This window comes from Nitrobacter sp. TKz-YC01 (assembly GCF_047824785.1).
Classification (GTDB): Bacteria; Pseudomonadota; Alphaproteobacteria; order Rhizobiales; family Xanthobacteraceae; genus Nitrobacter.
In genome coordinates, this window is the sequence record NZ_CP181167.1 from 2,594,639 (window position 1) to 2,612,162 (window position 17,524).

A 17,524-nucleotide genomic window follows, 5' to 3' on the forward strand; every position below is an offset into this window, starting at 1 on the left:
CATCCACGTCTCTATGATCCGGACTCCAGGACGTGGATAGCCGGGACATAGGCGAGCGAAGCGACGCCGTTCTTCGAACGGCTATGCCCGGCCATGACGAGGATTGCCATGATCATCAGACCCGGTTCTATCGTGAATCCGCTTCAGAAATTTTCATGTCTCGCGGCGGTCCTGGTACTCGCGGGCATCGCTCCCGCCATCGCAGCCGAACCCAGGCCCGACATCGCCGTCAAGACGAAATACATCGACGCCAGCGTTACGCTCGACGGGCAGATCAAGGCGAATACGCCGCTGGCGGACAACCTGCTCGCGGAAGGCAAGCGCTGGATCGAGAAGAACCGCGCGGACGCCACCAAGGAGTTCAAGGCCTCGCCGGATTTGTTCCGGGAGGGTCGCGCCTGGACCTTCGAACGCGGCTACGCCCAAACGTCGAATGTCGGCGGACGGTATGTCAGCATCGTGCGCACCGACTATGTCTATACCGGCGGCGCGCATCCCAATACGCTGATCGATACCATCCTGTGGGACGACGAGACCAGAAAGCAGATCAGCATCCGCCCGTTCTTCAAGGAAACCGCCGACAACGGCCCGACGCTGAAAACGCTGCGCAACGCCGCCGTCGCCGCCGTGAAGGCCGAGAAGAAAGAACGCGGCATCGAGGATTCCGCCGACATCGACTGGTACCAGGGCATACTGCCGGCGCTGCTGAAAGTCGGCGCGATCTCGCTCGCGCCCTCCAGCGTGGCGGGCAAGAGCGCCGGCCTCGATTTTCACTACTCGCCTTACGCGGTCGGTCCCTACGCCGAGGGTTCATATACCGTGTTCGTGCCGTGGGAGACTTTCAAGGCGCATCTGTCATCGCGGGGCCTTGCGATCTTCGGCGGCGCCCGTCCTGCGAACACAAAGCCCGGCGGCGAATGAACCGCTTGCCTGTCATTTCGGATTTCGCCGCCGATATCCGCGCCGGCAATCGGGCGGCGCTGGCGCGCGCCATCACCCTGATCGAAAGCCGCCGCGCCGATCACGAGGCCACCGCGCGAGAACTGGTGCAGGAGCTTTTGCCGGCGACCGGCAACGCGATCCGCGTCGGCATCACCGGCTCACCGGGTGTCGGCAAGTCCACCACCATTGACGCGCTCGGCATGGACCTGATCGCGCGTGGCCACAGGATCGCGGTGCTGGCGGTCGACCCGTCCTCGGCGCGCAGCGGCGGCTCCATTCTCGGCGACAAGACGCGGATGGCGCGGCTGGCGACGGCGGAAGCAGCCTTCATCCGCCCATCGCCCGCCGCCGGAACGCTCGGGGGCGTCGCGGCCAGAACGCGCGAGGCGATGCTGTTGTGCGAGGCGGCGGGATTCGACGTGATCCTGGTGGAAACCGTGGGAACGGGACAGTCGGAAACCGCCGTGTACGACATGACGGATTTCTTTCTCGCCCTGATGCTGCCCGGCGCCGGTGACGAACTGCAAGGCATCAAGAAAGGTCTGGTCGAACTCGCCGACATGATCGCGGTGAACAAGGCCGACGGCGATAATCTGTCACGCGCCAACCGCGCGGCGGCGGAATATCGCAGCGCGCTTCATATTCTCAGCCCCCGCTCGGAAAACTGGTCTCCGCCGGTGCTGACTTACTCAGGGCTGACCGGATCAGGCATCCCGCAACTGTGGGAAAAGATCGTCGAGCACCGCAAAGCGATGAACGCGTCAGGCGAGTTCGCACAGCGGCGCAGCCGACAGCAGGTGAAGTGGATGTGGTCGATGTTCGAGGATCGCATCAAGGCGCGCCTGCGCAACGATCCCGCGATCCGCGTGAAAGTGAAGGCGACCGAGGCCGCGGTCTCCGATGGCCGGGTCACGCCGGCGCTGGGAGCGAGCCAGATCGCGGAACTGTTGCGGTGAGCTTTCTCTTTCTCTCCCCTTGCGGGAACGGGAAGAAACAAACGAAGCCATCGTCATGATCGAAAAGCTCCGCATTCTCGTCACCGGCTTCGGCCCCTTTCCCGGCGCGCCGTTCAATCCGACTGTTCCGCTGGTGAAGCGCCTCGCGAGATTGCGCCGGCCCGCGCTGGACGACGTTACGATCACAACCCACATCTTCGATGTCGCCTATGCGACGGTGGATTCTGAACTGCCACAGCTTCTTGCGACGCATCGTCCGCACGCGCTCCTGATGTTCGGGCTGGCGGCGCGCACCCGCTGGCTGCGGATCGAAACCCGCGCGCGAAACGCCGTGACGACGATCTGGCCGGACCAGAACGGCGCGCGGACTCGCAAGGGCGTGATCGCGGGCACGGCGAATGCGCGCGCCTTCGGACCGCATGTTTTCAGGCTGCTGCGCGCGGCGCGCCTGACCGGCATCGACGCCCGCGCCTCTCGCGACGCCGGGAGCTATCTTTGCAATTACCTCTGCTGGCGCGCCATCGAGGCCGCCGATCATCAGGCGGGTCCGCGCCTCGCCGCGTTCATTCATGTTCCACCGCTGAAACGCGACGGCTCGGCTGCCGTTCCCGGCGGCATGACGCTGGCGCATCTCGCCGACGCCGGCGAGGCCATGCTCATGGAGATGGCGAAAGCGGCACGGCAGACGGGGCCGTAGAGCTTTCGGGCGAACCAGGGCCCGCCAAATCAAATGGACAGCCATATTCGAAACGGGCACTGTGCCGCGCAATAGAGCATGATCCCGAAAAGTGGAAACCGGTTTTCGGATATGATCATGCTCAATCCCAAAAAGATAATGCCAGAGTCTGATTCAACGCGGTTGAATCAGACTCTGGCGGCATCGATAAGGCTGCGTACCGATCCATCCGAGACACATCGATGACCGACGCCGATATGGACGGATGGGTGTCGCGAACCCATCAGCCGAGAGGGTTCCCTGAATTCGTCGCCCTCGTCGCCTGCATCATGGCGCTGAACCCGATCGCCACCGACATGATGCTGCCGGCGCTGCCGGACGTCCGCGATGCCTACGCCATCGCTCACCCCAATCATGTCCAGGCCGTGATCTCGGTTTATCTGGCCGGCTTCGGCGCGGGCCAGTTCATCATGGGTCCGCTCTCGGACCGGTTCGGCCGCCGTCCGATCCTGATCGGCGGAATGCTGCTCTACAGCGTCGCTGGCCTGTTGTCGGTGGTCGCGTCCTCGTTTGAAGCGATGCTGCTGGCGCGCGTGCTGCAGGGCGTCGGAAGCTCGGCCGCCCGCGTCATCGCCACCTCGATCGTGCGCGACTGCTACAGCGGGCGGCGCATGGCGAGCGTGATGTCGCTGGCGATGATGATCTTCATCTCGGTGCCCGTGCTTGCGCCGTCGATCGGACAGGCGATCCTGCTGTTCGCGGAATGGCGCGGCATCTTCGTCGTGCTGACCGCCTACGGCCTGCTCGCTTTGCTCTGGTGCGCGACGCGGTTGCCGGAGACCCTGCCGCCCGCGGGGCGCAAGCCGCTGACCGTCTTGAGCGTCTTCGACGCATTCCGCCAGACCGTCACCAACCGGCAGACCATCGGCTACGCGCTCGCTGCCGGCGGCGTCCAGAGCGTGCTGTTCGCCTATATGTTCTGCTCGCAGCAGATCTTCACGGAAATCTACGGCCTCGGCGATTATTTTCCGCTCGCCTTCGGCACGATCGCCGTCGGCATCGCCGCCGCGGGTCTGGTGAACGCGCGCATCGTCGGCCGGTTCGGCATGCGGGTGATTTCGCACGGCGCGCTGACGGGATCGGTGGTGATCGCGGCGCTGACGCTGCTCGCGGCATGGCAGGACTGGCTGACGTTTCCGGTTTACATGGCGTTCGCGATCGGCACGATGTTTGCGTTCGGGCTGATGTTCTCGAACTTCACCGCGCTCGCGATGGAGCCGCAAGGCCATATCGCCGGAACCGCCTCATCCCTGTTCGGCTCGATCACGACGCTGCTGGGCAGCGGCGTCGGCGCCATGATCGGACAGGATTTCGACGGCACCATGCTGCCGTTCACGACAAGCGCTTTCCTTTGCACGATCGCCGCTTTCTTCGTCGTGATCGTTGTCGAGCGCGGACGGTTGTTCGTGCCGCACAATCCAGCGGTCGCGCCGACGCGTTAACGCGAACCGGTATCCATTCCCGGGTCAGGTGCGGGGACATGCCTTGCCCGAAAACGCTATCGACGTAAGATGCTCGTCCGCCTCAAAAGGATCAGCAGTCCATGGATATCGATCGCCGCCATATCCTGGGAGCTTCCGCCGCCGGCCTCGCCGGTGCGCTGGCGATGCCCGCGGACGCAGTCCGCGCGGCGCCGCTGACGTCGACGCTCGGGCGCGATGCCGCTCATTATGGCGTGCGGCCCAACGCCGCCGGCGACCAGACCCGCGCGCTGCAACGGGCGATCAACGAGGCCGCGCGCGCCAACGTGCCGCTCGCGCTGCCGCCCGGCGTCTATCGCACCGGACCGTTGCAACTCGCCAAGGGATCTCAACTCGTCGGCGTGCGCGGTGCGACCACGCTGACCTTCACCGGCGGCGCGTCGCTGCTGGCAGCCGAGGGCGCCGACCATATCGGCCTCAGCAATCTCACCCTCGATGGCGGCGGCATTCCCCTTCCCGATCGGCGCGGCCTGGTTCATTGCCTTGGCGGGCGCGATGTCCGGATCGCGGATTGCGCGATCACCGGCAGCGGCGGCAACGGCATCTGGCTGGAAAATGTCGCCGGCGAAATCAGCGGCAATCTCATCGAGAAGATCGAAACGACGGGGATCGTCTCCTTCGATGCGCTCGGATTGGCGATCATGCGCAACACCATTCGCGCGACAAGGGACAACGGCGTCGAGATCCTGCGCACCGCCATCGGCGACGACGGCTCGATCGTCACCGGTAACCGGATCGAGAACATCAGGGCTGGCCAGGGCGGCTCCGGCCAGCACGGCAACGCCATCAACGCATTCCGCGCCGGCAATGTCATCGTCAGCGGCAACCGCATCAGCGACTGCGATTACTCCGCCGTGCGCGGCAACTCGGCGTCGAACATTCAGATCGCCGGCAACAGCATCAGCAATGTGCGCGAGGTGGCGCTCTATTCCGAGTTTTCCTTCGAGGGCGCGGTGATCGCCGGCAACACCGTGGACGGCGCGGCCCTCGGCGTCTCCGTCAGCAACTTCAACGAGGGCGGCCGGCTTGCGGTGGTGCAAGGCAACATCATCCGCAACCTGTTGCCGAAGCGTCCGATCGGCACCGCGCCCGACGACGACGCCGGCATCGGCATCTACATCGAGGCGGATACGTCGGTGACCGGAAACCTCATCGAGAACGCCCCGTCGTTCGGCATCATGGCGGGCTGGGGCAAATATCTCCGCGATGTCGCGATCACGGGCAACGTCATCCGAAAGACCTTTATCGGCATCGGTGTTTCGGTCGTGGACGGCGCAGGCACGGCACTGGTCAACACCAATGTCATTTCAGACGCGCCGCGCGGCGCGGTGGTCGGACTTGACCACGCCAAACCCGTGACGTCGGATCTTTCCGCCGCTGGCGCCGCCAAGTTCACGCAGATCGTCCTCGGCACCAATGCGGTGCGTTGAAATTATAACGTTTTCGAGCGAAGCACGTCCCCGGGCCTGACCCGGGGATGGATACCGGTTCGCGTTCCTTCGCCGCGGATCAACCCGTTCTGGCGTATCGAAGGATCGGATAACGCATCTGAAGGGTTTTCAGATCCGGCAAGACTCGGGGCAGCCGGTCAGCATCCCGCGCATTCTTTCCGGCCGGCGCTTCGTCCTTGGCTCGCAGTGTCGTCCCCTCCTGCAGGCCGATCACCACCCGCGGCGCATGAGGTATCTCAGCTCCGGCTGATGACTGCCCGATGTCATCGCCAAGAGCGGGAGGGGTTTCCGAGGGCCGATCGAGCCGCGACCAGTCGAATGCCCGATTGTCCGGCGTCGCTTCGCGCTGGGCCAGCGCGCGCCAGGTTTCGACGACGGTCTTTGCCTCGCGCAGGTTTTCCATGAAGGCATTTTCGGAATGGTAACGTCGCCACCGGCCGCTTTCATAAAGCTCGATCAGAAAATCGAGCCGCTGTTCAGCAAGCACACACCAGCGATTGAGGGTGTCCTGAGCGAGGCCGGGGGCGCGCCCGCCGTCGTATCGTTGGGTCATTGTTGGGGACAGTCCGCAGGGAGGAAAACGGACGCAGACGCAACGAACGAATCAATTCAGGCAATTTCTGGATATTCTGTGGAAAACTTTGGCGAAGTCCAGCACTTTGTGGCGCGAATATGTCTCCACTGTGGAGGGGCAACACCAAGGCTGCAATGACAGGCAGTTTCGCGTGTCGAGGCAGGCGTCCGGCCGGCTGGCCTACGGGATTGCGGTCAGCTAGAGCTTCGCTTCTGATTGAATCAGAAGCGAAGCTCTATGATATTGATTTGACGCGTTTTCTTCACGCGAACCGGATTCCAATTCGCTCAAAAGCGCTATAGCCTTTCTACCCGGCCGAGATGAAACTGCCGGTCGAGATAAAAGCTGGCCTGCAACGAAAAACCCCGCCTTTCGGCGGGGTTGAAATTACCATTTCTGGCTACCGAACCAATCGTCGATTTCCTTCTTGGCCTGATCTTTCTGGTATCCGTAGCGCTCCTGGATTTTGCCTTCGAGCTGTTCGCGCTTGCCATTGATGACGTCAAGATCATCATCGGTCAGCTTGCCCCACTTCTCCTTGATCCCACCTTTGAGTTGCTTCCAGCTTCCTTCGACACGATTCCAGTCCATCGCAATCTCCTTTTGTTGCCGGGATATAATCCGGAGACGACGCGGTCGTTCCCGAGCAGGTGAAAGCCGGACGGAGATCGTAAGCGAGATGGAGTACGGAAACAAAAAACCCCGCCGAAGCGGGGTTTGAACTCAGTAACGATAGAAGCGTCGGGGAGCGTAGTACCGGGGAGCATAGAAGCGACGCGGCGCATAGTATCTCCGACCATAGCCATAGTATCCCCGGCCATAGCCATATCTCGGACCGAAGCCGTACCGCGGCCGATAATAACGGCGTCCACCGCGATAATACTGGACCTGCTCAATGTGAGACGTGGCATCTGCCGGAGCGACAATCGCGGCTGGCGACAAAGGAGCTGCCGAAGCGGTGTGGCTACCAAGGACTGCGATGAGTCCGGCCATCACGACGGCCGCGGCGACAAGTTTGAGGTTCCAGATGGTTTTCAATTTTAAGCTCCTTCTTTCGTTCCAGGCGCCTCATTTACCCGAAACTTTATTTACGGGCGAAGAGTTCGGATTCATCAATCCGTCAGAACTCCCCTACTGGCGACGACAGGCAGGTAAATTCGCATCCTGCCGAGGCCGAAATTTGGCATTCGAACATTCCAGTCAATGAGAAGACCCGTCCGGGGGGACAACCGGACGGGTCAAGCCATATGGGCGCTGGGGTGGATGGGCGCTCGCGCCTGATATAGCCTCGGGGAGTTTGGCCTCCCACATTTCTTCTGTCGTCGCGCCGCCGAAAAACGTTCAAGACGATCTGAAATTTTTTAAGGGTATGGAAAGGTTATCTATTCGCGGACGGATCAGCCTCGCGCAAGTCCAGACCCGCCGGCGCCGGCTTCGGCTCGCTCGAAGATGCGGCTTCACCAGCCGTTTCATTGGCGGCACCGGATACGACACGCGCCGGATCGGACACCGCGATCGCCGGCGTTTCCTTCTCCGCGGCGGGAACGGCGTCCTCCGGGACAGACTGCACGGCGCGATACGCATCCGCCTCACCGGCCCCGAACAGATCGTCACGGCCGGGCGCGCCGAGGTCGCGCGCGCTTGTCGTCAGGATGGCCCGGACTTCGGCGGGTTTCAGCGCCGGACGACGCTCCAGGATCAGCGCCGCGAGACCGCTGATGTAAGCCGCGGAGAATGAGGTTCCTGACGTCATCTGATATTTACGGTCCGGCGCAGGAAGGAAGATATCGACGCCGGGGGCCGCGACCGCGACGTGGCTGCCGCGACTGGAGGCCGGGAACAGCCGGTCGTCCACATCGGTCGCGCTGACCGCGATCACCTGCGCGTCCGCGGCCGGATGCAGCGGCGGCGATTTCGGACCTGCGTTGCCGCTCGCGGCCACCATGACGATGCCTTTCTCCGCCGCGGCGGCAATGCCGCGCGAGACCAGCGCATCCTTCGGACCGGCAAAACTCATGTTGATGACCTGCGCGCCATGAGCCGCCGCGTGATCCAGGCTTCTCAAGATCGTGAACGATGTGCTCTCGGCCGCCCCCTGCGTCACGCCGAACGCACGGATCGCGAGAATCCTCGCGGACGGAGCGCTTCCCATCAGCCGCCCATGGGCGACGATCGCACCGGCGATCCCGGTGCCGTGCACGTGCGGCACGCCCTTGCCGTCGAGTGCATCGAAACTCGCCGCAATCGAACCGGCGAGTTCAGGATGATCCACGTCGATCGCGGAATCGATCACTGCGACAATGACGCCCTTGCCATGCGCGAGCCCATGCGCTTCGGGCAGCCGCAGCTTCGCCAGCGCATATTGCGCCGGGTCGCCTTCGGTGATGGCCTGTGTTTTCTGATCCTGCAGAATGTAGCGGAAGTTCGGTTGCGCCGAACGCACGGCCTTGTCGGCGCGCAGCTCGCGTTGCACATCTTCGACCGGCCGCCGCCCGGTGATGCGGAACAGGCTGACCGTCGTTCCGGTCAGCGGAAAATTCCGCGAGGTGATCAGCTGCAACCGGTGCCGCCGCGTCAGCGCCGCGAGTTGCGCATCCGGCATCGTATCCGTCTCGGCGACGATCTCGCCGGGCAGATAGTTGCGCGTCACCGCCGTCTGCCCCGCATTGCGGCGAGGCCCGGTGTTCTGATTCTGGGGCGGCGGACCATTGCCTCCTAGGTCGGCCACGAACGGACGGCCGTTGCAGTTGCCGCTCATCGCACCATTGCCGCGGGCGCAAACCGGAAAGGTATTGGGCGCGTAGCGAATATAGGAAATGCCCGACGCCGTGACCCCGGTGACCGGCTTTCGCGGTTTTCGCTCACGGCTGACCGTCTTGCGAGGCTGGGGACGTGATCGCCGGCCGTTCACATCGCCGTCGCGCTCAGGGACTTCGATAGAGGGAGCCCTGCTGGAAGCTCCCGTCGCGCCGAGCATCAACCCGTACCCCAAACCGAGACCCAAGCCTGATCCCAAGGCTGATCCCAAGCCTGATCCCATGCCGCGCCATCCCCCGCCAGGCAATCCGGTCATGCCGCCACCCGGCGAGGGCATCGGCGCGCGCCCTTGCATGCCGAAGCTCGGAGAGCCCCTGAAACCTTGCATATTGCCTTGCGCATGGGCCGTCGAAGCATCGCTTGCGAGCCAGCACAGACCCGTCAGGGCAAAGAGCGCGACGCTGCATTTCATTCTGCCCGTCATGCGCTGACGCATCGCGCGGTTCTCCATCGTGGTCTTTCTCATGCCTCAGGGCGGAAACCGGTCACGATCGGAATAACGTTCACGTCCGCTATTCTGCAGGCACCGCCAGGTTGACGATCCTTTCGCCCTGGAGCTTGCTCAACAGCCCGGGAAGATCCTTGTGCTGATCGAAGCGCAGCCGGAACAGGCCATTGCGGGAGGTCGAAACGACCGTCACCTGATAGCTGTCCATGAACTCAGCGATATCCGACATGCGGGCGTCCGGCGCGAACCGCACCAATGCCTGCGGTCCCGATTCCACGCCCAGTCCGCGGGTCAATGGCGCATCCGGCGCGCGGTGAGACGCCGTCTGGAACGATTGGCCGCCATCATCCTTCGACAGCATCGCGGCGATCACGCCGGCCTGAAGCACCACCACCAGCGCTGCGACCGCGCCGGCCGCCGCCAGCATGCGCGGCGAGAGAGCGCTGAAGAACCGCGAGATACGCGCCAACAGGCCCGCACGCACGACCGGAACGCGCGCGGCCGGCTCGGCGTCGATCGCGGCGAACAGCTTGTGCATCGCGCCGGCGGACGGAGCGCCGAGGCTTTCATTAAGCGAAATGGTTTCGGCGTATTCATCGCGGATTACCGCATACTGCTTCGCCAGACCGGGATCGCTCGCAAGCGCTTCCTCGACCCGGCGCGTGTCACGCGCGCTCAGCGTGCCGGCGGCATGCCACGGCAACAGCCCTTCGACATCTCCCGGCCCGCCGTCCGCAACCCTCTTCGCCACTGTCATGGCCAACCTCGTTCTATTCCGGCTGCCTGCAGCAGACCGGCCAGTTTCTTGCGCGCGTAGAACAACCGCGTCTTCACGGTATTTTCGGGGATTCCGACAATCTCGGCGACTTCCTCCACCGATTTCTCGTGGTAGTAGACGAGATCGACGATCTCCCGGTGCTCCGCTGAAAGCTGCATCAGGCACTTGCGCAACGCGTTTCCCGTATCCTTTTTCTGTACCGTCACCTCCGGGTCATCGGACTGATCCTCGATCTCATTGGCCGTCTCATCGTCGAGTTCGGCATCCTTCCTGCGGCGAAGCGCAGAGAGCGCCTTGAAGCGCATGATGGCCAGCAACCAGGTGGAGACGGCGGATCGGCCTTCGAATTTGCCAGCCTGACGCCATACATCGAGAAAAACCTCGCTGATAAGGTCTTCGGCGATCTGTTCGTTCCGCACGAGCCTCAGCCCAAACCGAAAGACCTTGACGTGATGGCGCCCGTACAGCACCTGCATGGCGAGGCGGTCGCCCTGAGCGATCCGGGCAATCAGAGCTTCATCGGAAGCCGCCTGTGTCGCGCTCATTGGCCGTCTCGTGGAATTGGTCGGGATTGCAGGAAGGAAGGTTCGATTGGCAAAGTAAAATCTTCTCAATTTACAGATATCAGCCGTCCGGCCGTGGCTAGGTTGTGCCCGAATCGGCGGAAAGGGCAAGCGCCGGAGGGACCTGGGGAAAGTCCACATCGCAAGAGGCTGTCCGAGGCCAGGACCAAAATCTGCAACCTGCTCCGACAGGTGGAAATTTCCGTTTGGAAATAATGCATTAAACATATTCGAGGCGCGAGGACCAGAATACCCCGGACTTTAAGGCTTTCGCCGTAAATTACTGCGCTGCTACCCATCCACATTGATTCCGCCGCGTTAGGCGGGCCGCAATCTCCGGATCAGAACGACCGGAACATCGCTGCAGACACCAGGACAGAGCCACTCCAGGACAGGGCCATGGCTTCCAAATCGGCAGGGTCGGCGGGTCTGCTCGATGAGCTCCAGACCGTTCTCACCCATGGCACGATCGCGCGGCGGGTCGAAACGCTGCGGCGGGTCACCGACCTGTTCCTGAACAGCTCGGTCGACTATTCCGACGAGCAGATCACGCTCTTCGATGACGTTTTCAACTGCCTGATCCGCCACATCGAGAGTTCGGCGAAAGCGCTGCTCGCCAGGCGCCTTGCTCCCGTAGCCAAGGCTCCGCCGCAGATCATTCGCGTCCTCGCCTTCGACGACCTGATTGAAGTCGCCGCCCCGGTGCTGTCGCAATCCGAACGGCTCGGCGATGACGCGCTGATCGAGAACGTCCACAACAAAAGTCAGGCTCATCTGCTGGCGATCTCCACGCGCAGGGCGCTGAGCGCCGCGGTCACCGACGCGCTGATCGAGCGCGGCAACGACGAAGTCGTTAAAAGCACCGTCAACAATCCGGGCGCGGAATTTTCCGAACTCGGCTTCACGCGGCTGGTCGAACGCGCCGAAGGCGACGACGACATCACGACCTGCGTCGGAATGCGGCCGTCGATCCCGCGCCATCACTATTTGAAGCTGATCGCCAAGGCCTCCGCCACGGTGCGGGCGCGTCTCGCGGCGGCTCATCCCCAACAGGCGAACGACGTTTCGGCCGTGGTCAGCGAGGCAGCGCGGCGCGCACGCTCGGCGCCGGGAGCCATCGGCAGGGAAACCACGATCGCACACGGACTGGTCAGGTCGCTGTACGAAGACGGACGGCTGGACGAGCAGGAAGTCGCTTCATTCGCGGAAGCCAGAAAGTTCGACGAAACCAATGCCGCCATTGCCTGCCTCGCCAATGTCTCGATCGCGGTCGCCGAAAAAATGATGGTCGAATCCGAGACCGAAGGCGTCCTTATCCTGGCCAAGGTCAGCGGCCTCTCCTGGGCAACGGTGAGAACCATCATCGACATGCGCCGCGATCTGACGCAGGTCGAAGTGACGGATATCGACGCCGCGAAGCAGACTTATGAACGTCTGCGCCCGTCCACGGCGCAGCAGGTGCTGCGGTTCCATCGAACGCAGCAAACAACCGCGACGGGCGACGGTTAGAGGCCATGATCCCGACCCGAAAGGCCGGCCAGCGCAAAGTAGAACCGGTTTTCGTCTGGTGGCATGTTTTCTGACGGTCGTGTTCCCCTCGCCGCCATCGCCTCATTTTGATGGATGACCGCGGTTTCGCCGTTATGGTCGAAAAATTCCCTTTTTCTGCCCCGGTCTGGCCACTCCCGCCGTTTCTGTTGCCGATCAGGGACCGACAAACGGGGAGATCGTCATGAGCATCGGAGCCAGCGGGCGCTCGGCGTGGATCATCGCAGCAGGGCTTTTACTGGGCTTCGCGGGGCCAATGGGTACGACCGACAGCGCGGCGGAACCCGCCGGCATGGCTGCCGCCGCCCAGGCGGCGGAAAAAGTGGGGGCACCGGTCAAGCTCGGCAGGTTCTCCAAACATCGCACGCACAAACGGCACACCGCACGCACGCGAAAATCGGTCAAATCCGAACCCAAAGCCAATGCGAAAGCGCAGGAAACAACCGCCTCCGCAGCCCACGACAGCAACAAGCCCGTACCGCTGCCGCCGACGATCGCCAACGCAAACGCCAGCGTCGAGATGCCCGACGGCGCCGAAGGGTTGTCCCGGGACGGTTCCCCGAAAACCGAAGCAGGCACGCTTGCCAGCAGCGCCGGCGAGATGCTGGCCGTCAAACAGGAAGATAGCGCGCTGCCTGCCGACAACACCGCCTCCCCTGCGGCTCGCGTTGAGATCGTTTCCTCCGATGAGGTCAACGAAATCGACCGCACACTGGCCGAGAACCGCCAGGACGCACCGAGCCTGGCATTGGCCTCGATTGACCTCGCTCCGCCTTCCGATAGCGCCAAGACCGGCCAGACGATGGCGAGCGACAGTTCCACCTGGAACCAGACCTCCCTGATCGGCAAGATCTTCATCGCCTTTGGCGGTCTGCTCATGATCGGCTCCGCCGCCCGGATGTTCATGGCCTGATAGCCGCACACCGCCGCTGTTCGCATGAAGAAAACGCGAAGCGGAAAGGTCTCGGCAGCTTCGCGCGGCAACGGTCCCGCAACCTTGCCGCGCGACGGGACCGCAGGCACATTGTATCCGCCGGATACTCCTCACGACCGGCCAACAATGGAGCGGGACCGACCATGCGCACGTTCGAGCACATCATCGTCGAGAGCAGCGATCAGGTCGGCGTCATCCGATTGAACCGCCCGAAAATGCTCAACGCGCTGTCTTTCGCGGTGCTGCGCGAGATCGCCGCCGCGGTCGATGAGTTCGAGGCCGATGACGAAATCGGATGTCTTCTGATCACCGGCAATGAAAAGGCGTTCGCCGCCGGCGCCGACATCAAGGAGATGCAGCCGAAAACCTTCATCGACATGTTCAACGAAGACTTCAAGGCCATCGGCGGCGACCGTATCGCCACCTGCTGCAAGCCGACGATCGCGGCGGTCAGCGGCTACGCGCTTGGCGGCGGTTGCGAACTGGCCATGATGTGCGACATCATCATCGCCTCCGACACCGCGACATTCGGCCAACCCGAAATCACGCTGGGCACCATTCCCGGCATCGGCGGCACGCAGCGCCTGACCCGCGCCATCGGCAAGGCCAAGGCGATGGACCTCTGCCTCACCGGACGGATGATGGACGCCGCCGAGGCGGAGCGCTCGGGCCTCGTCAGCCGCGTCGTGCCCGTCGACAAACTGATGGACGAGGCGATGGCCGCCGCGAAAAAAATCGCCGCGATGTCGCGTCCTGCCGCGGCGATGGCGAAGAGCGCCGTGAACCGCGCCTTCGAGACCACGCTGTCGGAAGGCATGAGCGTCGAGCGCGACCTGTTTCGTTCGACCTTCGCGCTGGAAGATCGCGCCGAAGGCATGGCGGCTTTCATCGAGAAACGCAAGCCGGACAACAAGAACCGGTAACCTATCGTTCTCGCCCGGCGTGAGGCGACTGCGGCGCAGTGTCTTACTTCGTGTTCTCCTTCAGCGCGCCATTGAGCAGCGCACGGTGGAGCCTGTCTGAAAACGTCGTCGGATGATCGAGCCCCATGCGGGCGAGTGCGGGTTGCACGGTTGCATCGCCGGAACGCAATCCCTTCATCAACAAGCCCATGAGCGAGAGCGGCGAGCGCGATGCGTCGCGCAAGGTTTCAAGCACGGGAATCAGCCGCTGCTCGATCTCGGTGAAGTCGCAGCCGAAGGGAAACCGCGGCAGCAGCCCGGCCGCGCGCGCAGGCTCCAGCGCAGCCTTGATCCGATCGGCGAAATTCTGGCGATGAGCGGCCGGTATCTCATGGCTTTTCGGCAGCTTGCCGGCGTCCTTGGCTTGACGCATCAGCTCGGCCTGAAAACGCGAATCCGCCACGTTAAGCATCGCCGCGATCACATCGGCATCTGATTTTCCGCGCAGGTCCGCCACCCCGTATTCGGTGACGACGATATCGCGCAGGTGCCGCGGAATGGTGACATGACCATAGGCCCAGCGGATATTCGATACCGCGCCGCCTTTCTCCCGTCTGGTCGACTCCAGCGTGAGGATCGAGCGCGCGCCTTCAAGCGCGAAAGCCTGCGCCACGAAATTGTACTGCCCGCCGACGCCGCTCACCACCTGACCGTTCTCAAGGCCGTCTGAAACCGCGGCTCCCATCAGGGTCGCCATCATCGCGTTGTTGACGAAGCGCGCATCGACGCGGGCACGGCGCCTGGCGGCCTCATCGCCGTAAAGTTCATTGGTGAAGGACACCGCCGTCATCTGGATGCGGGACAGTTCGTCCGGCGTCATCTCGCGCAAGGCGCGGTAGAACGATTGCGATCCGAGGAAGAACGCGCCATGCAGCACCGCGCCATCGACCTCGCGCTTCAACACGCCCGCCTTGATCAGCCCGAGAAACGCCTCGAACACCATTTCGCTGACGCCATAAAGTCCGGTCGCGAACGGCGCGGCTTCCGCCATTGTCCTGTCCGGCGCAAGCCGTCCGGTGATCTCGCGAAAACGCGCATTGTCGCGGTGACGAAGGATCAGGCTTTGCGCCAGCGCGTCGCTGGTCTGGCCAATGCCGATCTGCAGGCTGCCGCCATCCTTGATCAATCCGGCCGTATGCAGGCCGATGGCGTATTTGGTATCGGATACCGGCTGGGACGGCGGCGCGAATAACGGGAAGTCCGTGGCGGGACTGTCGAGGACGGCGCTGAACTCGCTGGCCGGCAAGTCTCCCGCCCCCGGCATGAACGGCAATTGCGAATTGACCTGCCCCACCAGCTTGAACGACGCGCGGCCGGCGGCGCGGGCACGCAGCAGATCGAGCGTGGTGTCGGTGTTGCAACTCAGGCTATAGCGCGTCTCGCCGCCGACGACACGCTTCGCCACCAGTTGCGTGATGACGTTGAGGCCGTGGTCGAGGATATAGGACGCGGCGTGAGTGTAATTGGCGGCGATGTAATGTTGCTGGGCATAGGTATTACGCAGCCACTTTCCGGCCAGGAAGAAGAATTCGATGACCTTGATGTTCGGCGGCAGTTCACCCTTATGCAACGCGGAAGCGTAATCGAGATCCGGCCATTCTCCGAACAGCCTGTCGATCACCGGCGCCATGAACCTCCGCTCCAGCTCGTTCGACGGGCGCGGTTTCTCCAGCGTCAGCGCCGAGAAGAACGTAAGGTCGAGACCGCTATCGGCCACCGCCCGGCGATACAGCGCATTGACGATATGATTGGCCTTGCCGAGCCCAAGCGGCAGTCCCACCATCAGGCGAGGACCGCTCTCGCGGATGATGTCATCGACGATCGCGGCGGGATCGGTGTAAATCGGCATCAGATCATTGTCCGCACATCCGTCATGTTATAGCGTTTTCGAGCGAAGTGGATACCGGTTCGCGTGAAGAAAACGCGTTAAATCAAGATTATAGAGCTTCGCTTCTGATTCCATCAGAAGCGAGAAGGCTCTGGATACGCCTTCAGGATTCCATGTTCCGGTAACGGGCCGCAACGATTCAATGTGATTGCGCTCTCAATCCCTCGACAGCACCAACCGGTCACGGCGGCGCGCTCTCACGCCCTTGGCTTCCAGCCCGGCGACGATGGCGCTGCCGTGCGCCGTGTCCTGCGCCTCGATCACCAGCTCGACCTCGGTCATGTTGGCGGACAGCGCGCTGAACAGGCGCTGATGCTGCACCTCGACGATGTTGCCGCGGAGTTCGGCGATGATGCACGCGAGTTCGGCCAGCGCGCCCGGCTTGTCGGAAATCTCCACCACGAGATCGATCAGCCGGCCGTCGCGCACCAGCCCTCGCATCAGCACATTGGCGAGCGTGCGCGTGTCGATGTTGCCGCCGGAGACGATCAAGCCGACCTTGCGCCCGACAAACCGTCCGGGATCGCTCATCAGCGCGGCGAGCGCCGCCGCGCCCGCGCCTTCCGTCACGGTCTTCTCGATTTCCAGCATCTGGATCACAGCCTTCTCGATCATGCGTTCCGCCACCGTCACCACCTCGATGCCGTACTCGCGCAGGATCGCCAGCGGCAGCGTGCCGACGTCGCGCACCGCGATGCCTTCGGCGATGGTCGCGCCACCGACCGAGACCGGACGCCCGGCGAGATGCTGCACCACGGCGGCGTAGGATTCCACCTCGACGCCGATCACCTCCACCTTCGACGCATGATCCGCTGCCGCGATCGCGCAACCCGCGACCAGCCCGCCGCCCCCGACCGGCGTGAGGATGCAGTCGAGCGCCGGCTGGTCTTCCAGCATTTCGATCGTCACCGTGCCCTGTCCGGCGATGACCGCCGGATCATTATAAGGGTGAACAAAGACAAGATTCTCATCGGCGGCCAACTGCCGGGCAAAGGCGGCGGATTCCGCCAGGATCTCACCCTCGAGCCGAACCCGCGCGCCCAGCTTCCTGGTTCGCGACACCTTCACGAAAGGCGTTGATTTCGGCATCACGATCGTGGCGGCGATTCCGAGACTGTGAGCGTGATAGGCGACGCCCTGGGCGTGGTTTCCGGCGGACATGGCGATGACGCCGCGCTTCGCCTCGTCCGGTGACAGCGTGAGCAGCTTGTTGGCGGCGCCGCGCTCCTTGAAAGAGGCGACGAACTGCTGATTTTCCAGCTTGAGCCAGACCTCGGCCCCGGTGATTTCCGACAGCGTGCGCGAATGAACCAGCGGCGTGCGAACGACGCGTCCGGCGAGCCGGGCGGCGGCGGCCTGCAGGTCCGCCGTTCCGATGGATTTGCCCTGCTCCGCGTCGCTCATGCTGGTTCTCCGTAACTCGCGTCTGAACGAGGGTCGCTCAAT

General features: G+C 63.2%; 15 protein-coding genes. 8 read left to right on the top strand and 7 right to left on the bottom strand.

Annotated features, from left to right (window positions below):
* The first annotated feature begins 108 nt into the window (after window positions 1-108).
* From ACMYR2_RS12390 to ACMYR2_RS12410, 5 genes are all read left to right on the top strand, one after another.
* The gene (locus tag ACMYR2_RS12390; protein WP_347263264.1) at window positions 109-921 is read left to right on the top strand and encodes a DUF3298 and DUF4163 domain-containing protein; all 813 of its coding nucleotides are present in this window, start codon (window positions 109-111) and stop codon (window positions 919-921) included.
* Complete coding sequence (gene meaB / locus ACMYR2_RS12395; protein WP_416193014.1) at window positions 918-1,898, top strand: methylmalonyl Co-A mutase-associated GTPase MeaB; 981 nt, start codon at window positions 918-920, stop codon at window positions 1,896-1,898. Before ACMYR2_RS12390 ends, meaB begins: the two co-directional genes overlap by 4 nt.
* 55 nt (window positions 1,899-1,953) lie before the next feature.
* Window positions 1,954-2,595 carry a pyroglutamyl-peptidase I gene (locus tag ACMYR2_RS12400; protein ID WP_347263266.1) on the top strand — a complete coding sequence of 214 codons (642 nt, stop codon included), beginning with the start codon at window positions 1,954-1,956 and terminating at the stop codon, window positions 2,593-2,595.
* 221 nt (window positions 2,596-2,816) lie between these two features.
* Window positions 2,817-4,076, top strand: coding sequence for a multidrug effflux MFS transporter (locus ACMYR2_RS12405; RefSeq protein ID WP_347263267.1), 1,260 nt, complete (start codon window positions 2,817-2,819; stop codon window positions 4,074-4,076).
* A gap of 101 nt (window positions 4,077-4,177) precedes the next feature.
* Window positions 4,178-5,545 (top strand): TIGR03808 family TAT-translocated repetitive protein, encoded by a 1,368-nt coding sequence (locus ACMYR2_RS12410; protein ID WP_347263268.1) that lies wholly within the window; start codon window positions 4,178-4,180, stop codon window positions 5,543-5,545.
* Window positions 5,546-5,624: 79 nt separating this feature from the next.
* On the opposite strand, the gene ACMYR2_RS12415 is transcribed toward ACMYR2_RS12410, so the two are convergent.
* From ACMYR2_RS12415 to ACMYR2_RS12435, 5 genes are all read right to left on the bottom strand, one after another.
* Window positions 5,625-6,119, bottom strand: coding sequence for a TIGR03809 family protein (locus ACMYR2_RS12415; protein ID WP_347263269.1), 495 nt, complete (start codon window positions 6,117-6,119; stop codon window positions 5,625-5,627).
* Between the two features lie 408 nt (window positions 6,120-6,527).
* On the bottom strand, window positions 6,528-6,731 hold the full coding sequence (locus ACMYR2_RS12420) for a CsbD family protein (RefSeq protein WP_141382481.1): 204 nt from the start codon (window positions 6,729-6,731) through the stop codon (window positions 6,528-6,530).
* Between the two features lie 787 nt (window positions 6,732-7,518).
* Window positions 7,519-9,423 carry a S8 family serine peptidase gene (locus ACMYR2_RS12425; protein WP_347265239.1) on the bottom strand — a complete coding sequence of 635 codons (1,905 nt, stop codon included), beginning with the start codon at window positions 9,421-9,423 and terminating at the stop codon, window positions 7,519-7,521.
* 46 nt (window positions 9,424-9,469) lie between these two features.
* Window positions 9,470-10,162, bottom strand: coding sequence for a hypothetical protein (locus tag ACMYR2_RS12430; protein WP_347265238.1), 693 nt, complete (start codon window positions 10,160-10,162; stop codon window positions 9,470-9,472).
* Window positions 10,159-10,728, bottom strand: coding sequence for a sigma-70 family RNA polymerase sigma factor (locus ACMYR2_RS12435; RefSeq protein WP_347265237.1), 570 nt, complete (start codon window positions 10,726-10,728; stop codon window positions 10,159-10,161). Before ACMYR2_RS12435 ends, ACMYR2_RS12430 begins: the two co-directional genes overlap by 4 nt.
* A gap of 417 nt (window positions 10,729-11,145) precedes the next feature.
* On the opposite strand from ACMYR2_RS12435, the gene ACMYR2_RS12440 reads away from it, so the two are divergent.
* The 3 genes from ACMYR2_RS12440 to ACMYR2_RS12450 all read left to right on the top strand — a co-directional run bounded on the left by ACMYR2_RS12440 (window position 11,146) and on the right by ACMYR2_RS12450 (window position 14,151).
* Window positions 11,146-12,255, top strand: coding sequence for a DUF2336 domain-containing protein (locus ACMYR2_RS12440; protein WP_347265236.1), 1,110 nt, complete (start codon window positions 11,146-11,148; stop codon window positions 12,253-12,255).
* A gap of 223 nt (window positions 12,256-12,478) precedes the next feature.
* On the top strand, window positions 12,479-13,207 hold the full coding sequence (locus ACMYR2_RS12445; RefSeq protein WP_347265235.1) for a hypothetical protein: 729 nt from the start codon (window positions 12,479-12,481) through the stop codon (window positions 13,205-13,207).
* 164 nt (window positions 13,208-13,371) lie between these two features.
* Entirely contained in the window at window positions 13,372-14,151 is a 780-nt protein-coding gene (locus tag ACMYR2_RS12450) for an enoyl-CoA hydratase (RefSeq protein WP_416193015.1), read from the top strand.
* A 43-nt stretch (window positions 14,152-14,194) separates the two neighbouring features.
* Here the strand turns inward: ACMYR2_RS12450 and ACMYR2_RS12455 are convergent, their stop codons facing one another.
* Both ACMYR2_RS12455 and ACMYR2_RS12460 read right to left on the bottom strand, forming a co-directional pair.
* A complete protein-coding gene (locus ACMYR2_RS12455) occupies window positions 14,195-16,039 on the bottom strand; it encodes an acetyl-CoA hydrolase/transferase C-terminal domain-containing protein (RefSeq protein WP_416193016.1) in 1,845 nt (614 codons plus the stop codon).
* A 195-nt stretch (window positions 16,040-16,234) separates the two neighbouring features.
* Window positions 16,235-17,482 carry a threonine ammonia-lyase gene (locus ACMYR2_RS12460; protein WP_347264130.1) on the bottom strand — a complete coding sequence of 416 codons (1,248 nt, stop codon included), beginning with the start codon at window positions 17,480-17,482 and terminating at the stop codon, window positions 16,235-16,237.
* Between the last annotated feature and the right edge of the window lie 42 nt (window positions 17,483-17,524).

What these genes read in the sequence shown, in the direction of transcription:
- ACMYR2_RS12420 (WP_141382481.1), bottom strand. Translation starts at nt 6,731, where the DNA reads ATGGACTGGAATCGTGTCGAAGGAAGCTGGAAGCAACTCAAAGGTGGG.
- ACMYR2_RS12410 (WP_347263268.1), top strand. Translation starts at nt 4,178, where the DNA reads ATGGATATCGATCGCCGCCATATCCTGGGAGCTTCCGCCGCCGGCCTC.
- ACMYR2_RS12390 (WP_347263264.1), top strand. Translation starts at nt 109, where the DNA reads ATGATCATCAGACCCGGTTCTATCGTGAATCCGCTTCAGAAATTTTCA.
- ACMYR2_RS12440 (WP_347265236.1), top strand. Translation starts at nt 11,146, where the DNA reads ATGGCTTCCAAATCGGCAGGGTCGGCGGGTCTGCTCGATGAGCTCCAG.
- ACMYR2_RS12445 (WP_347265235.1), top strand. Translation starts at nt 12,479, where the DNA reads ATGAGCATCGGAGCCAGCGGGCGCTCGGCGTGGATCATCGCAGCAGGG.
- ACMYR2_RS12450 (WP_416193015.1), top strand. Translation starts at nt 13,372, where the DNA reads ATGCGCACGTTCGAGCACATCATCGTCGAGAGCAGCGATCAGGTCGGC.
- ACMYR2_RS12400 (WP_347263266.1), top strand. Translation starts at nt 1,954, where the DNA reads ATGATCGAAAAGCTCCGCATTCTCGTCACCGGCTTCGGCCCCTTTCCC.
- ACMYR2_RS12460 (WP_347264130.1), bottom strand. Translation starts at nt 17,482, where the DNA reads ATGAGCGACGCGGAGCAGGGCAAATCCATCGGAACGGCGGACCTGCAG.
- ACMYR2_RS12430 (WP_347265238.1), bottom strand. Translation starts at nt 10,162, where the DNA reads ATGACAGTGGCGAAGAGGGTTGCGGACGGCGGGCCGGGAGATGTCGAA.
- meaB (WP_416193014.1), top strand. Translation starts at nt 918, where the DNA reads ATGAACCGCTTGCCTGTCATTTCGGATTTCGCCGCCGATATCCGCGCC.
- ACMYR2_RS12415 (WP_347263269.1), bottom strand. Translation starts at nt 6,119, where the DNA reads ATGACCCAACGATACGACGGCGGGCGCGCCCCCGGCCTCGCTCAGGAC.
- ACMYR2_RS12455 (WP_416193016.1), bottom strand. Translation starts at nt 16,039, where the DNA reads ATGCCGATTTACACCGATCCCGCCGCGATCGTCGATGACATCATCCGC.
- ACMYR2_RS12425 (WP_347265239.1), bottom strand. Translation starts at nt 9,423, where the DNA reads ATGAGAAAGACCACGATGGAGAACCGCGCGATGCGTCAGCGCATGACG.
- ACMYR2_RS12435 (WP_347265237.1), bottom strand. Translation starts at nt 10,728, where the DNA reads ATGAGCGCGACACAGGCGGCTTCCGATGAAGCTCTGATTGCCCGGATC.
- ACMYR2_RS12405 (WP_347263267.1), top strand. Translation starts at nt 2,817, where the DNA reads ATGACCGACGCCGATATGGACGGATGGGTGTCGCGAACCCATCAGCCG.